14 protein-coding genes are annotated in these 15,045 nt (G+C 68.5%); 12 read left to right on the top strand and 2 right to left on the bottom strand.

All coding sequences use genetic code 11. From position 1 onward, the window contains the following. Positions 1-247: 247 nt before the first annotated feature. On the bottom strand, positions 248-781 hold the full coding sequence (locus tag AB0J95_RS04260) for a PadR family transcriptional regulator (RefSeq protein WP_364752085.1): 534 nt from the start codon (positions 779-781) through the stop codon (positions 248-250). Positions 782-847: 66 nt separating this feature from the next. Between AB0J95_RS04260 and AB0J95_RS04265 the strand changes: the two genes are divergently transcribed. From AB0J95_RS04265 to AB0J95_RS04295, 7 genes are all read left to right on the top strand, one after another. After that, positions 848-1,441 carry a hypothetical protein gene (locus AB0J95_RS04265; RefSeq protein WP_364752088.1) on the top strand — a complete coding sequence of 198 codons (594 nt, stop codon included), beginning with the start codon at positions 848-850 and terminating at the stop codon, positions 1,439-1,441. Then, positions 1,438-2,736, top strand: a complete 1,299-nt coding sequence (locus AB0J95_RS04270; RefSeq protein ID WP_364752091.1) for a carotenoid oxygenase family protein — start codon at positions 1,438-1,440, stop codon at positions 2,734-2,736. Before AB0J95_RS04265 ends, AB0J95_RS04270 begins: the two co-directional genes overlap by 4 nt. 75 nt (positions 2,737-2,811) lie before the next feature. Further along, positions 2,812-5,205, top strand: a complete 2,394-nt coding sequence (locus tag AB0J95_RS04275) for an FAD-dependent oxidoreductase (protein WP_364752094.1) — start codon at positions 2,812-2,814, stop codon at positions 5,203-5,205. A 2-nt stretch (positions 5,206-5,207) separates the two neighbouring features. Further along, positions 5,208-6,410, top strand: a complete 1,203-nt coding sequence (locus AB0J95_RS04280) for a sarcosine oxidase subunit beta family protein (RefSeq protein ID WP_364752097.1) — start codon at positions 5,208-5,210, stop codon at positions 6,408-6,410. A gap of 23 nt (positions 6,411-6,433) precedes the next feature. Continuing rightward, positions 6,434-6,676, top strand: a complete 243-nt coding sequence (locus AB0J95_RS04285; protein WP_364752099.1) for a sarcosine oxidase subunit delta — start codon at positions 6,434-6,436, stop codon at positions 6,674-6,676. Next, on the top strand, positions 6,673-9,348 hold the full coding sequence (locus AB0J95_RS04290; RefSeq protein ID WP_364752102.1) for a 2Fe-2S iron-sulfur cluster-binding protein: 2,676 nt from the start codon (positions 6,673-6,675) through the stop codon (positions 9,346-9,348). Before AB0J95_RS04285 ends, AB0J95_RS04290 begins: the two co-directional genes overlap by 4 nt. After that, positions 9,338-9,862, top strand: coding sequence for a sarcosine oxidase subunit gamma family protein (locus AB0J95_RS04295; protein ID WP_364752105.1), 525 nt, complete (start codon positions 9,338-9,340; stop codon positions 9,860-9,862). Before AB0J95_RS04290 ends, AB0J95_RS04295 begins: the two co-directional genes overlap by 11 nt. On the opposite strand, the gene AB0J95_RS04300 is transcribed toward AB0J95_RS04295, so the two are convergent. Beyond that, positions 9,831-11,453 carry a TM0106 family RecB-like putative nuclease gene (locus AB0J95_RS04300; RefSeq protein ID WP_364752108.1) on the bottom strand — a complete coding sequence of 541 codons (1,623 nt, stop codon included), beginning with the start codon at positions 11,451-11,453 and terminating at the stop codon, positions 9,831-9,833. The genes AB0J95_RS04295 and AB0J95_RS04300 overlap by 32 nt on opposite strands. A gap of 71 nt (positions 11,454-11,524) precedes the next feature. Here AB0J95_RS04300 and AB0J95_RS04305 point away from each other — a divergent pair, with 71 nt between their 5' ends. The 5 genes from AB0J95_RS04305 to AB0J95_RS04325 all read left to right on the top strand — a co-directional run bounded on the left by AB0J95_RS04305 (position 11,525) and on the right by AB0J95_RS04325 (position 14,999). Next, positions 11,525-11,968 carry a DUF6474 family protein gene (locus AB0J95_RS04305; protein WP_364752111.1) on the top strand — a complete coding sequence of 148 codons (444 nt, stop codon included), beginning with the start codon at positions 11,525-11,527 and terminating at the stop codon, positions 11,966-11,968. 122 nt (positions 11,969-12,090) lie between these two features. Next, on the top strand, positions 12,091-12,633 hold the full coding sequence (locus AB0J95_RS04310; protein WP_364752114.1) for a hypothetical protein: 543 nt from the start codon (positions 12,091-12,093) through the stop codon (positions 12,631-12,633). 52 nt (positions 12,634-12,685) lie between these two features. Next, complete coding sequence (locus AB0J95_RS04315; RefSeq protein WP_364752116.1) at positions 12,686-13,435, top strand: YcnI family protein; 750 nt, start codon at positions 12,686-12,688, stop codon at positions 13,433-13,435. Continuing rightward, the gene (locus tag AB0J95_RS04320; protein WP_364752119.1) at positions 13,432-13,983 is read left to right on the top strand and encodes a copper resistance CopC family protein; all 552 of its coding nucleotides are present in this window, start codon (positions 13,432-13,434) and stop codon (positions 13,981-13,983) included. The genes AB0J95_RS04315 and AB0J95_RS04320 overlap by 4 nt, the downstream gene beginning before the upstream one ends. After that, the gene (locus tag AB0J95_RS04325; protein ID WP_364752121.1) at positions 13,983-14,999 is read left to right on the top strand and encodes a CopD family protein; all 1,017 of its coding nucleotides are present in this window, start codon (positions 13,983-13,985) and stop codon (positions 14,997-14,999) included. Before AB0J95_RS04320 ends, AB0J95_RS04325 begins: the two co-directional genes overlap by 1 nt. The last annotated feature ends 46 nt before the right edge of the window (positions 15,000-15,045 follow it).

The raw sequence follows: 15,045 nt of genomic DNA on the forward strand, positions 1-15,045 counted from the left end.
TCGGCCGAGGACGCATCCCCGCCCTCGGCCGAGCAGTGCAGGTAGCCCGCTACAAATCGCTTTGCCTGCATTTCTCACATTGATGGCCTGCGCAGAATGTGACGTCTCCGTTGATGATTCCCGACTGGAAGACGTTCCCATTGACGTGACCGCTGACCTGGTTCTGACTGGTTTTGCGGACACGTCCTATTACGGCGCACGCATCCTCCGTGGTCAACTGAGTTCGGCGCCCACAGAGCCGACCCCGCTATTGGTGGGTTGCGGCCGCCGCCTGCAGTTCCTGCTGGGCCCATTGACCCCAGGTGCGGACCATCTCCATGTAGCGGACGCCCCACTCCAAAGCTATCCGGCCGTAAACCGCCAGCCGGTCGTCCTCCCCGGCGATGGACTGCTTGATCTCCTCGTAGGCGGCGAGGGTCTCTTCCGCGTGGTCCACCTGTTTGTGGAGGTACTCCACGGCTTGGTGGGGTGGGATGACGTTGAGGAAGAAGACGCGCAGGAGCATGTCGCTGCGGCGGACGCGGTCGGGTTCGACCTCGGTCATCCAGTGCCGCAGTTCGTCGAGGCCCGCGTCGGTGATGGCGTACTCCTTGCGGCCGCGGGGGCCTTCGGCAGCGGCCTGCACCAGGCCGGCCTCGGCCATCCGGTTGAGCTCCGAGTACAGCTGGCTCTGGGTGGCCGGCCACACGTTCGCCAGGGAGATCTCGAACGTCTTGAGCAGGTCGTAGCCGCTGGCGGGGCCGGCTGACAGAAGACCTAGAACGGCGTGGCGGAGGCTCATGTCTGGCAGTTTACATTCCAACATTGACATGTCGCTAGTGGAGGTTCTAGCTTTGACATGTCACAGTTGGAACGTCAGAGAGAAAAGGACCTGGGGATGCTCGGCTACGTGAAGACCTTCGCCCCGTGGATCGTGTTCGCGGTGTTGTCCACCAACGGGGAGTCGCGGTGGGGTGCGTTGGGCGCGGTGGTTCTCGCGGCCGGACTGCTCGTCCTGGACCGCAGCCGGGGCAAGGCCTGGGATGCGCTGATCATCGAGTCGAGCTCGGCGCTCTTCTTCGGTGCGCTCACCGTGGCGTCGTTCACCATCAGCCACGCGCCGCTGGGTGACTACGGGCCCGCGGTCGCGGGTGGGTGGCTGGCGCTGACCTCGTGGGGGTCGTTGGCCATCCGCAGGCCGTTCACCCTGGGCATCGCGAAGACCATGGTGCCCAAGGAGCTCCACGGCCACCCGATGTTCTTGCGGACCAACGCGATCATCACCGCCGCCTGGGGCATCGCGTTCACCCTCGAAGCGGTCCTGCTGACCGTCCTGCTCGGCGTGGCGCCATATGCCACCGCCGCGCTGATCACCATCAAGATCGCGAGCTTCGTGCTGCCCGCCATCTTCACCATCCGCTACCAGCAGATCGTCCGTGCCCGTCAGGAGGCTCTCCGATGACCACGCCCACCTACCTCGACGGCCTGCTCGCCCCCGTCGTCGACGAGATCACCGCGGAGAACCTGCAGGTGTCCGGCACGATCCCGGCGGAGCTTCGCGGCCGGTACTTCCGCAACGGCCCGAACCCCAAGCCCGGCGAGGACCCCGGTCACTGGTTCGTCGGCCCGGGCATGATCCACGGCATCCGGCTGCGTGACGGCAAGGCCGAGTGGTACCGCAACCGCTGGGTCCGCACCGCGCAGCTGGCGGGCCGACCGTTCGTCGGACCCGACGGGCCCGACCTCACCGCGGTCAGCGCGAACACGAACGTCATCCGGCACGCGGACAAGATCTTCGCGCTGGTGGAGAACGGGTTCCCGCACGAGATCACGCCGGAGCTGTTCACCGTCGGCGCCTACGACTTCAAGGGCCGGCTGACCACGGCGATGACCGCGCACCCCAAGGAGGACCCGGACACCGGTGAGCTGCACTTCTTCGGCTACGGCTTCTGGGCGCCCTACCTGACCTACCACCGGCTGAACGCCCAGGGCGATCTGGTGGAGAGCCGGGAGATCGATGTGCCCGGGCCGACGATGATGCACGACTTCGCGATCACCGAGCACTACGTGATCTGGCTCGACCTGCCGATGGTGTTCGACCTGGAGTCGGCCGGCAAGGGCATGGCCTACCAGTGGTCCGACGCGTACGGCGCGCGGCTGGGCGTGATGTCCAAGCAGACCAAGCAGGTGCAGTGGTTCGACGTCGATCCCTGCTACGTCTTCCACGTCGGCAACGCGCATGAGGACGAGGGCCGGGTCGTGCTCGACGCGGTCCGCTACTCGCCGAACCAGATGAAGGCGACGTGGGCGCGGATCGGCGGCAGCCCGAACCCGGCGAACGAGACCGACGGCACCACGCTGCACCGGTGGACGCTGGACCTGGCGTCCGGTGGGATCAAGGAGGAGCAGCTGGACGACCGGCACGTCGAGTTCCCCTCGATGAACGAGCTGCACCTGGGCCGGCCGAGCCAGTACCTCTACGCGGTGACCGGCAACGCGATCGTCAAGTACGACACGGTCACCGGCCGCACCAACGCGCGGGAGCTGGGCCGCGCGCCCGGCGAGGCGGAGTTCGTGCCCCGGATGGACGCCCGGTTCGAGGACGACGGCTGGCTGATGTCCATCGTCACCGACCACGACGGCACCAGCTCGGACCTGATGATCTTCGAGGCCGCTGGTCTGGACTGGGTCGCCAAGATCCACCTGCCCAGGCGGGTTCCCTCCGGGTTCCACGGCAACTGGCTGGCCGACTCTTGACATGCCCGCGACCCCGCGCGACGCTTGTTGCGCAAGCTGCGTGGTGTTGCGAATAGTGCATTGATGGAGGCTCGCGTGGCCGGACCTAAGGTCGTGATCATCGGTGCGGGGGTGGTTGGTGCCGCCCTCGCCGACGAGCTGGCCCTGAAGGGCTGGACCGACATCACCGTGGTGGACCAGGGGCCGCTGCCCGCGCCGGGCGGGTCGTCGAGTCACGCGCCCGGCCTGGTGTTCCAGTGCAACGGCTCGAAGACCATGACCGAGCTGGCCCGCTACACAGTGGAAAAGCTTGTCAGCCTGGACGCGTTCCTGCAGGTCGGCGGCCTGGAGGTGGCTACGACCCCGGCTCGGCTGCAGGAGCTGCACCGGCGGCACGGCTGGCTGACGTCGTGGGGCGTCGAGGGCCGCGTGCTCAGTCCACAAGAGACACACGAGCTGTACCCGTTGCTGGGCGAGGACACCGTGCTCGGTGGCCTGCACGTGCCCACCGACGGTCTGGCCAAAGCCGTGAAGGCCGTTGAGGTTCAACTCAGACGCGCCCAGGAACGCGGGGTCACGCTGATGGACCGCACCGAGGTGCTGGACATCAAGACCGAGGGCGACCAGGTCACCGGCGTCGTCACCGACAAGGGTGAACTTCCGGCGGACATCGTGGTCTGCTGCGCCGGGATCTGGGGCCCGAAGGTCGCCGGTCTCGTCGGCATGACGCTCCCCCTCGTGCCGCTCGCCCACCAGCTCGCGTGGACCGGCCAGGTTCCCGCCATCGAAGGCCAGCAGACCGAGGCGGTCCGGCCGATCCTGCGCCACCAGGACGCCGACCTCTACTACCGCGACCGGTTCGACACCATCGGGATCGGCTACTACGGCCACCGTCCGATGCCGGTCGACGTCAACGACATCCTCAGTGTCGACGCCGCCGAGGTGATGCCGTCGGTGCTGCCGTTCACCGAGGAGGACTTCGACCCGGCCTGGCAGGAGTCGCAGCGGCTGCTGCCCTCGCTGACCGAGGCGAAGATCGAGGAAGGCATCAACGGGCTGTTCTCGTTCACCGTCGACGACTTCCCCCTGCTGGGCGAATCACCCACGGTCAAAGGCTTCTGGGTCGCCGAGGCGGTCTGGGTCACGCACTCCGCGGGCGTCGCGCACGCGATGTCCGAGTGGCTCACCCAGGGCTACTGCTCCTCGTACGACCTGCACGAGTGCGACGTCAACCGGTTCGAGCAGCACCACCTGGCGCCCGACTACATCAAGGCCCGCGGCTGCCAGAACTTCGTCGAGGTCTACGACATCAAGCACCCGCTGCAGCCGATGGAGGACCCGCGGCCGCTGCGCACCAGCCCGTTCTACCAGCGGCAGAAGGAACTCGGCGCGGTGTTCCTGGAGGCCAACGGCTGGGAGCGGCCGCAGTGGTACGAGTCGAACTCCCTGCTCACCGCGGGCCGCCAGCTGCACCAGCCGAACGAGTGGGCGGCCCAGTACTGGTCGCCGATCGCGGCCGCCGAGGCCCAGGTCACCCGCGAAACCGTTGCGCTGTACGACATGACGGCGTTGAAGCGGCTGATGGTCGAGGGCACGGGCGCGGCGGAGTTCCTGCAGCGCATGACGACCGGTGACGTGGACAAGTCGGTCGGCTCGGTCACGTACTGCCTGCTGCTCGACGTCGACGGCGGGATCCGCAGTGACGTCACGGTCGCGCGGCTGGCCAAGGACCAGTTCCAGGTGGGCGCCAACGGAAACCTCGACCTCGACTGGCTCACCCGGCACCTGCCGGAGAACGTGCACGTCCGCGACCTGACCGCGAGCACGTGCTGCATCGGCCTCTGGGGCCCGAAAGCCCGCGAAGTGCTGCAGCCGCTGACCAGGATCGACCTGACCGCGCTGAAGTACTTCCGCGGCAAGCAGGGCTTCATCGGCAACGTGCCGGTGACGTTGCTGCGACTGTCCTATGTGGGCGAACTCGGCTGGGAGATCTACACCACCGCCGACATGGGCCTCAAGCTGTGGGACACGTTGTGGGCCGCGGGTCAGCAGCACGGGATCATCGCCGGCGGGCGGGCCGCGTTCAACAGCCTCCGGCTGGAGAAGGGATACCGCAGCTTCGGCACGGACATGACCTACGAGCACGACCCGTTCGAGGCGGGCGTGGGCTTCTCGGTCAAGCTGGCCAAGGAGTCGTTCGTCGGCCGGGACGCGCTGCAGCCCGGTGACCCCAAGCGCAAGCTCACCTGCCTGACGCTCGACGAGACCGTGATGGGCAAGGAACCCGTGTTCAACGGGGACACCTGCGTCGGCTACGTGACCAGTGCCGCCTACGGGCACACCATCGGCAAGGGCATCGCGTACGCGTGGTTGCCGGGCGACCTCAACCCGGGCGACACCGTCCACATCGGCTACTTCGACCGCCGGATCGCGGCGACCGTGGCCGAGGAGCCGCTGTTCGACCCGAAGATGACCCGGTTGAGGGGATAGCGATGGACCACCCGGACTGGCTCTGGCGCACCCCGGAGCCGAAGAAGTCGTATGACGTCGTCATCGTGGGCGCGGGTGGGCACGGCCTGGCCACCGCGTACTACCTGGCCAAGAACCACGGCATCACCAATGTGGCGGTGCTGGAGAAGGGCTGGCTCGCGGGCGGGAACATGGCCCGCAACACCACCATCATCCGGTCGAACTACCTTTGGGACGAGAGCGCAGGCATCTACGAGCACTCGCTGAAACTGTGGGAGGGCCTGGCCCAGGAACTCGACTACGACTTCCTGTTCAGCCAGCGCGGGGTGCTCAACCTCGCGCACACCCTGCAGGACATCCGTGAGGGCACCCGCCGGGTGAACGCCAACCGGCTCAACGGGATCGACGGCGAATGGCTGTCGCCGGAGGAGATCGCCAAGGTCTGCCCGATCGTGAACATCTCCCAGGACGTCCGCCATCCCGTGCTCGGCGGCACCTGGCAGCCACGCGCGGGTATCGCCAAACACGACTACGTGGCCTGGGCTTTCGCGCGCCGCGCCGACGAACTCGGCGTCGACCTCATCCAGAACTGTGAGGTCACCGGGTTTCTGACCGACGGCAACCGGGTCACCGGCGTGCAGACCAACCGTGGCTCGATCAACGCTGGACGCGTTGGCCTTGCCGCAGCGGGACACACGAGCGTTCTCGCGTCCACGCTGGGCATTCGGCTGCCGTTGCAGAGCCATCCGTTGCAGGCGTTGGTGTCCGAGCTGCTGGAACCGGTGCACCCCACGGTGGTGATGTCGAACCACGTGCACGTATATGTGTCCCAGGCGCACAAGGGCGAACTCGTCATGGGCGCGGGCATCGACTCGTACAACTCGTACGGGCAACGGGGTTCGGTGCACATCATCGAGCAACAGATGGCCGCCGCGATCGAGCTGTTCCCGATCTTCGCTCGGGCGCACCTGATCCGGACGTGGGGCGGGATCGTGGACGTCACGCCGGACGCCTCGCCGATCATCGGCCGGACGCCGGTCGAGGAGCTGTTCGTCAACTGCGGCTGGGGAACCGGCGGGTTCAAGGCCACGCCGGGTGTCGGTTGGGTGTTCGCGCACACGCTCGCCCACGGCACACCACACGAGTTGAACGAGCCGTTCACCCTCGAACGGTTCACCACTGGGGCCTTGATCGACGAACACGGCGCTGCAGCCGTCGCCCATTAGTACAGCGCACTAGAGGAGTCACGTTGCTGCTGATCAGCTGCCCCTGGTGCGGGGAGCGTGAGGAGACCGAGTTCCACTACGGCGGCCAGGCGCTCGTCACCTACCCGGCCGACCCCGAGTCCCTGTCCGACGCGGACTGGGCGCAGTACCTGTTCTTCCGGGACAACCCCAAGGGTGACTTCGCCGAGCGCTGGGTGCACACCGCCGGCTGCCGCCGCTGGTTCAACACCGTCCGCAACACCGTGACCAGCGAGTTCAAGTCATGAGACTGGACACGGGCGGCGCGATCGACCGCACTCAGGAGCTGAACTTCACCGTCGACGGCGTCAGCTACACGGGCTATCAGGGTGACACCGTGGCCTCCGCGCTGCTCGCCAACGGCGTGATCCAAGTGGGGCCGTCGCTGTACAAGGGGCGTCCACGGGGGATCTTCTCCGCAGGCGTCGAGGAACCGAACGCGCTCATCCAGGTCGGCCCCGATCCCTCGCTCCAGGCGACCACCGTGCCGCTCACCGAAGGCCTCACCGCGCGGACGTTGAGCGGAGTCGGCCGCCTGATCCCAGACCCTGACGAGCCCCGCTACGACAAGCGCTACACCCACACCGACATCCTCGTGGTCGGCGGCGGACCCGCAGGTCAGGCCGCTGCCAAGGCCGCCGCAGCGGGTGGCGCCCGAGTCGTCCTCGTCTCAGTGTCGGTCCCCTCGAGTACTCTGGATCTCGGGGGGCCGGAGGCCGGTGGGACTAGCACAGTCATCGCCCCGGCGACGGCATTCGGTTACTACGACAGCAACTACATTCTGGTCGCCCAAGGCCAGACGCTGTGGCACATCCGCGCACGTCAGGTGATCCTTGCGACCGGCGCGCACGAGCAGCCGATCATCTTCGAGAACAACGACCGCCCCGGCATCATGCTCGCCGGCGCGGTCCGCGAGTACATCGAGAAGTACGCGGTCCTGCCTGGCCGCAAAGCGGTCGTCTTCACCACCAACGACTCCGCGTACGAGACGGCGTTCGCCCTGGTCGAAGCTGGTGCCGAGGCCACGGTCATCGACACTCGCACGCCGCCCGAAGACCTGGCCGCTCAGGCTCGCTCCCGAGGCATCGAGGTCCTGACCGGACTCGTGCGCACCACCGAGGGCACCGGCCGGATAACCTCAGTGTCCACTGAGGACAGGACGATCGAGTGCGACCTGCTGGCGGTGTCCGGCGGCTGGCAACCCTCGGTGCACCTGTTCAGCCAGTCCCGCGGGACACTGCGCTGGACCGGCGAGAGGTTCGTGCCGCACGCGCCCGGCCAGGCGAATCGCGTGGTCGGCGCGGCCAACGGCACGTTCGACATCAACGCGGCCATCACCGAGGCGACCGCCGCGGGCATCGAACTCGCCGCCGCCGTCGGCTATCCGGTGAGCGTGCCACCACCGTCCAGAGTAGACACCCGCATGGCCGCAAAGGCCAAGCCCGTGTGGCTCGTGCCCGGCGACCCGCAGCTGCAGTTCGTGGACCTCGCCCGGGACGCCACGGTCGCGGACATTCAGCGCGCGGTCGGCGCGGGCATGCGTTCGCCCGAACACGTCAAGCGGTACACGACCATCGGCACCGGCGCCGACCAGGGCCGCACGTCGAACATCGCGACCCTGGGCGTGATCGCGACCCTGCTGGACGTCACGCCCGGCGACCTCGGCACGACGACGTTCCGCGCGCCTTCGGTGCCCGTGTCGTTCGCGCTGATGGCCGGTCGCGACCGCGGCGACCTGCTCGACCCAATCCGCACGACGCCGATTCACAGCTGGCATGTGGCCGCGGGCGCGGAGTTCGAGAACGTCGGGCAGTGGAAGCGACCGTGGTTCTACCCGAAACCAGGCGAGGACATGGAGTCCGCCGTGCTGCGCGAGTGCAATGCGGCCCGGACCGGCGTCGGCATGCAGGACGCGAGCACGCTCGGCAAGATCGAGGTGGTCGGGCCGGACGCCGGCGAGTTCCTCAACCGCATGTACACCAACGCTTTCAAGAAACTGCCGGTCGGCTCGTGCCGGTATGGGCTGATGTGCAAGGCCGACGGCATGGTGTTCGACGACGGCGTGACCATGCGGCTGGCCGAGGATCGCTACTACGTCACGACGACCACGGGCGGCGCGGCGAACGTACTCGACTGGTTCGAGGAGTGGTCGCAGACCGAGTGGCCCGAGCTGGACGTCAAGTTCACCTCGGTCACCGAGCAGTGGTCGACCATCGCCGTGGCCGGGCCGCTGTCCCGTGCGGTGATAGCGCGAATCTGCGACCTTGACGTGTCGAACGAAGCCTTCCCGTTCATGACGTTCCGGAATACGACCCTCCACAATGGAGTTTCCGCCCGGATCGCGCGGATCTCGTTCTCCGGTGAGCTGGCGTACGAGGTCAACGTGGCCGGCTGGTACGGGCTGTCCACGTGGGAGGCGATCCACGAGGCCGGTGCCGAGTTCGGGATCACGCCGTACGGCACCGAGACGATGCACGTTCTCCGTGCGGAGAAAGGGTTCCCGATCGTCGGCCAGGACACCGACGGCACGGTGACCCCGCATGACCTGGGCATGTCGTGGATCGTGTCCAAGCAGAAGGACTTCGTGGGCAAGCGCTCGCTGCGACGGCCGGACACCGCTCGGACGGACCGCAAGCACCTCGTCGGCCTGCTGCCGGTCGACCCGACAGAGTTGTTGCCCGAGGGCGCGCAGATGGTGACGTCCGACGCGGTACTGACCCCGCCGGTGCCGATGGAAGGGCACGTGACCTCGAGCTATCGCAGTGCCGCGCTGGACCGGACGTTCGCGCTGGCGTTGATCCGCAACGGGCGCAACCGGATCGGCGAGACGTTGCTGGCGCCGCTGGGCGACCGGGTGATCGCCGCGACCGTGACCGAGCCGGTGTTCTACGACAAGGAAGGGGCGCGTCGTGACGGTTGACCTGCGCCGCAGCCCGCTCGCGGACTACCCGGGCATCACCGAGCTGCCGTTCCTGACCATGGTCAACGTCCGGGTCGCGCCGACCAGCGCGGCCGCCGCAGCCATCAGCGCGCGGCTCGGCGGGCCGTTGCCGGTGGTCCCGGGTTCGGTCGTCGACGCTGGCACACGGCACATTCTCTGGCTCGGGCCGGACGAGTGGCTCGTGGTCGGGCCGCCCGATGACAGCGGCCTCGCCGCTTTGCTGGACGAGCCGGGAGCGTCCATTGTGGACGTTTCGGCGAACCGGACGACGATCGAGGTGGACAGCCGTGACCTGCTGGAACACGGCTGCACGCTGGACCTGCACCCGCGGGCGTTCCACGCGGGCCGGTGCGCGCAGACGATGCTCGCCCGGACGCAGGTGATCCTGTGGCAGACCGACGACGCGCCGGTGTACCGGTTGCTGGTCCGGGGTTCGTTCGCGCGCTACCTGGCGGACTGGCTCACAGATCACCGACGAACGGGATCCGGGTGACCTGCTCGGAGGACATCCAGTGCCGTAGCACCTGAGTTGCGCGCACGTCGTCCTCGTTGTACTCGAACAGGCGCGTGCGCTGCGACAGGTCCGGCTCGCCGCCGTCCATGCCGACCGCGTCCCGGTACCAGCGCATCGAGTTCTCGCCGCTGGCCGCCGGGTCGCGCCAGCCGAACCCGGCCGCCGGGGCGATGATCTTCAGGCCCTTTCCCTGGGCGCACAGGAACTGGTCCTGGACGCTGCGGAACAGGTCGAACCAGCCGTCCGAGTCGATGAAGTCCTGCACCTGCTTCTCGGTCGGGATGCCCGGGCGGCCCTTGAACCGGCGCGCCGAGGCCAGCAGCCAGCGGTTCTCGGCGAGCTCGTTGTAGCAGTAGGCGCGAAACGTCAGACCTCGCGCGCGGGCCCGTAGCCGCACGCCCATCAGCCATTCCCAGAACTCGGCGAACGAGCGGCCCTCGTCCTCGGTCGGCACCGGCTCCCAGGTGACGAACGCGCGGTAGCCCGGGGGCTCGCCCACGTCCGCGCCGCTCAGCAGCACGCCCCACATGTACGCGCCCGCGTCGCCGAAGCTCTCCATGTCCACGTCGACTTCGACATCCGCGCGGGGCACGGTCACATCAGGCACGCGCCGGACCATCTTGAGGTCCCGCAGCCACGCCTTGGCCAGCGCGATCGCGTCATCCGAGGGCAGGCCGACGAGCTGCAGGTCCGTACCGGGGGCGACCTGCGCGAGGTCGTCGACGGTCCGGATCCCCGCCGCGCGCAGCATCACGGCGTCCTCGCCGCGGGCGACCAGGCTGACATCCCGGTTCTCCAGCAGGGTCTGTTCGCAGATCGGCCACCAGGGGCAGCTGCGGCACTCGACGATCCGCGACGGCTGGGCCATCGCGTCGCCACCGTTCGCCGCCGCCCCGGCCACCGCCAGGCGGTCGGAGAACCGGTTGTCGTACTCGGACAGCGCCGTCCGGCCACCCGGCCACGTCGGCGCCTCCAGGTCGTGCCAGGCCACCACGTCCGCGTCCAGCCCGATCACCCCGCCGACCGCGCGGCCGCTCGCCGCATAGCCTGAGGCCTGCAGCATCCGCCACGCGTGGGCCAGCCGCATCTGGTCGCGCGGCTGGGGGCGGATCTTGCGCAGCGGGTCGACGCGGCTGCCGCGCGGCATCGGTTCACCCAACGGCGACGTACGCGCACCCGAGCCCGGGTCGGTCACCTTGTGCCGGACCACCAGCACCGGGACGTAGCCCTTGTCGGTCCGGACCAGCAGGTCTATCGAACCGCGACGGCCTCCACGCGGGTCACGGGGCAGCTGCGCGGCCCAGATGAACCGGGCGCCCGCGGTCAGCATCGCCTGGGTCGCCTTCTCCCGGTCGGCGCCCGGCGGGATCTCCATCCAGTCCGGCCCGACCAGCCGCGCGACCCGGTCGGCCACCGAGCGGCGGTGCGCCATCGCGTCCGCCTTCCGCTGCTCACCCGTGGGATCCGGCGCCGCCCGCGGGGCGTCCCGCATCGCCGGATCGTTCTCCAAGTGCACCCGCCGCCGGCAACGATTGACCACACCCGCGTCGAGCAGCACCGAATCCGTCACAGCAAGCACTCTAAATGTTGAAGTTTCCAGCCGAGATGCTGCTGTAGCCTCCCGACGTTAAGTTGAGATGCATGGCACGGTCAGGCAAGCCCCGCATCACGCCGCGCAACGCCAAGAACGCCGTCGCGGTCGCCAAGGTCATCGGCCCCGCGATCGCCCCCATCATGCTGCCGATAGTCGCCAAAGCGGCGGCCACCCTCCGCAGCATGAAAGACAGCCGCCGGGCCCACAAACTCGGGGTCCCCCTCGACGACCTGGCGAAGTACAGCGGCAAAGGCGGCCACCTCCACGCCCGGATAGCCGGGTTGACGGACGTGCTGACCGAACTGCGCGCGAAGGACAAGGCCACCGACACCGCCTTCATCGACGAAACCCAGACCACCCTCACCCAACTCGCCGCCGCCGTCCGCGCCGCCGAACGCATGCCGACCCCCAGACGCAAAACCGCCCACCGAGCCGTCGCCCAGGAACTCGACCTCCTCGAAGACCGCCTCATGCACAAACTCGGCATCTAGCCCGCCCCTCGTCGGACGACTGGCCGCGACCGGGCGACCCAGCACGACAACACACCCTGCGATGCACAACTCCGGCCTCGGGGCGGAGTTGGTCAACGGCCGGCTTCGTTAGGCTGCGGTGTGTGAGACGGCGGCCATCCAGAGCGCGGGGAGTCCTGCGTGGGTGGACGCTGGGGGCGGCGTCTGGGGCGTTGGCGGTCGCGGCGCACGGAATGGCAGGCGGCGGGACGCCGGATACGGCGTTAGCGGTGTTGCTGACCGTCATCGTGGGATGGGCCGGGACGGCGTTCGCGGCCAAGCGGCGGAGCACGTTTGCGGTGCTCACAGCCCTGGGGACGGCCCAGCTGGCGATGCACCTGGTGCTCAACTACGTCGTCCCCACGCACATCGGGCACCACGCGCCGCCCATCAACTCCACCGCGATGCTGGCCACGCACACGGTGGCGACACTGCTGACGGGGCTGTTGCTCACCCGGGCCGATCACGCGGTCCAGCTCGCCGAGACGGCGGTCCGGCTCCTCACTGACCTGCTCAAACCCCCCACGTTCCCGGCGGTCCCGGCGGCTGTGTATGCGCTGCCCGCATCGCCGGGGCACATCGGCCACCTGCTGGCGGTCGTGCTCAAGCGGCAACACGCCCGGCGTGGGCCGCCGCAGTCCTCCTGAAGTCGCGAATTCACCTCCCCCTAACCCCTGCAGACTCAGGAGCAATATCTACATGTCTACAAATCGACTCGTTCAGCGTGCGCTGGCGGTGGCCGTGACGGCCGGGGCCATCGTGGTCGCCACCGGTGGGATGGCCAGCGCGCACGTGACGGCGAACGTCACCGAACCGGCCAAGAAAGGTGGTTACTCCAAGATCACCTTCCGGGTGCCGAACGAGGACGCGGCGCAGAGCACGGTCAAGCTGACCCTGACCTTCCCGGCCAACCCGCCGATCACCGGCGCGCGGCCCAAGCCGGTGGCCGGCTGGACCAACACGGTCACCAAGGCCAAGGTCGACCCGCCGGTGAAGGTCGGCAAGACCACCGCGACCGAGCGGATCGACACCATCACCTGGACCGCCCAGCCGGGCAACAAGATCGCGCCCGGGGAGTTCCAGGAGTTCGACATCTCGGTCGGCCCGCTGCCGGACGTCGACCAGCTGGTCATCCCGGCGACCCAGACCTACGACGGCGCCAAGGGCGACGTGAAGTGGGACCAGCTCGCCCAGCCGGGTGCCGAGGAGCCGGAGCACCCGGCGCCGACGGTCAAGCTGGTCGCCGCGGGCGCAGGTGAGGACGACCACGGCAACATGGGCTCCAGCGCGGACGTGAAACCCGCCGCCGACAGCCACGACGCCGCGGCTCCGGCATCCACAATGGACAACACGGCCCGCTGGCTCGGCGGCATCGGTCTGGTCCTCGGGGCGCTCGGCCTCGGCCTCGGTGTCGGCGCCACCCTGCGGTCCAGGAAGCAGAAGGCATGATCCGTCGCCGCATAACCGCGGTCGCGGTGCTGGCCGGCCTGGCGTTCGCCGGGTCGGCCACCCCCGCGCTCGCACACAACTCACTGGTGGACTCGAACCCGAAGGACGCCGCGACGCTCGACGCGGGCCCGCAGACCGTCCAGCTGACGTTCGACCAGCCGGTGCAGGACGGTGAGGGCGCCAACACCCTCGCCGTGCTCGGCCCCCAGGGTGACCACTGGGAGTCGGGACCGCCGCAGGTCAGTGGCAACGTCGTGACCGCGCCGGTGCGCCCGCTCGGGCCGGCCGGGACGTACCAGGTCAACTACCGGATCCTGTCCGCCGACGGGCATCCGGTGTCGGCGGGCCTGAAGTTCACGTTGAGCAAGGCCGGCAACGGCACGCCCACCCCGCCGGACGAGCTGGCCAAGTTCAGCAGCGCCCCCGCGCAGTCGAGCGACAGCGGCGGCGGCATCCCGACGTGGGTGTGGATCGTCGGCGCGGTCCTGCTGCTCGGCGTGGGCATCGTGTTCGCGATGCGGATGGGCGGCAAGGAAGAAGACGCCTGATGGCCACCCGGACCACCGCGTCCGCCCGGCTCAGCCTGGTGACCGTGCTCGTGACGGCGGCATTGGCCGGTGTTCTCATCGGTCTGGCGCTGACCGCCACGAGGACGCTGCCCGGTCTGGCCGAGCCGGACGCGGTGGTCCGTTTCGGCATTCCGGTCGTGCGCGTGCTGCTCGACCTCGCCGCGGTTGTCACGGTTGGACTGTCCCTTTTGCCCTTGCTGATCGGCTTCGACCGGCCGAAGCTCGCCGAGAACGTGTTGGCGGGCACCAGAAGGATCGTCGTTGCGAGCTCATTGACCTGGGGCATAACGGCTTTGGTCGCGCTCGTGCTGCAGACCGCAGAGCTTCGACTGTCCACATCGGTCACTCTGGGCGCGATCTGGGACTACATAAGGACTGTTGGCGCGGGCAAGGCGCTCGTCGCGGTGTTCGTACTCGCCATGATCTGCGCCGGGCTCGCGGTCTGGTCGGTGCGCAAGGGCGAGTCCGTCCCCGCGGAACTGCGTGCGGCCGCCGCGCTGTTCACTTTGCTGCCGCTGCCGGTGACCGGGCACGCGACCAACTGGAACTGGCACGACATCACGATGGTGTCGATGGAGCTGCACGTGATGGCGGCCGTCGCCTGGACGGGCGGGCTCGGCGCGATCGCGGTCCTGCTCGCCGCCAACCGCACCCTGCTCGCCCACGCGTTGCCGCGGTTCTCCAAATTGGCCGCGCTCTGCCTGGTCGTGTCCGTCGCGACTGGACTGTTCAACGGGTTCGCCGAACTGCTGCTGAAACCGGGCAGCGACCTCTGGCAGGACCTGTTCCACACGGACTACGGGATTCTCGTCGTCCTGAAAATCAGCTGCGTCACGCTGCTCGCCATCCTCGGCGCGAACATCCGGTGGCGGCTGCTGCCCGGAATCCTGAAGCACCAGCGGACCGCGCTCGCCGGCTGGGCGGCGGTCGAACTGTCGATCATGGGGCTCGCGTTCGGCTTCGCTGTAGTGCTCACCCGGGCACCGGTCAGCTGACGGCCGTTCGTCGCAAGTGGAGACTTATGTGGCGGCCGTCACGTCC

Source organism: Actinocrispum sp. NPDC049592 (assembly GCF_040675465.1).
In the GTDB taxonomy this organism is placed as follows: Bacteria; Actinomycetota; Actinomycetes; order Mycobacteriales; family Pseudonocardiaceae; genus Kibdelosporangium.

Bases quoted from the DNA above. Each gene is read 5' to 3' on its own strand.
- AB0J95_RS04260 (WP_364752085.1), bottom strand. From the start codon at position 781: ATGAGCCTCCGCCACGCCGTTCTAGGTCTTCTGTCAGCCGGCCCCGCC.
- AB0J95_RS04270 (WP_364752091.1), top strand. From the start codon at position 1,438: ATGACCACGCCCACCTACCTCGACGGCCTGCTCGCCCCCGTCGTCGAC.
- AB0J95_RS04280 (WP_364752097.1), top strand. From the start codon at position 5,208: ATGGACCACCCGGACTGGCTCTGGCGCACCCCGGAGCCGAAGAAGTCG.
- AB0J95_RS04290 (WP_364752102.1), top strand. From the start codon at position 6,673: ATGAGACTGGACACGGGCGGCGCGATCGACCGCACTCAGGAGCTGAAC.
- AB0J95_RS04305 (WP_364752111.1), top strand. From the start codon at position 11,525: ATGGCACGGTCAGGCAAGCCCCGCATCACGCCGCGCAACGCCAAGAAC.
- AB0J95_RS04315 (WP_364752116.1), top strand. From the start codon at position 12,686: ATGTCTACAAATCGACTCGTTCAGCGTGCGCTGGCGGTGGCCGTGACG.
- AB0J95_RS04320 (WP_364752119.1), top strand. From the start codon at position 13,432: ATGATCCGTCGCCGCATAACCGCGGTCGCGGTGCTGGCCGGCCTGGCG.
- AB0J95_RS04325 (WP_364752121.1), top strand. From the start codon at position 13,983: ATGGCCACCCGGACCACCGCGTCCGCCCGGCTCAGCCTGGTGACCGTG.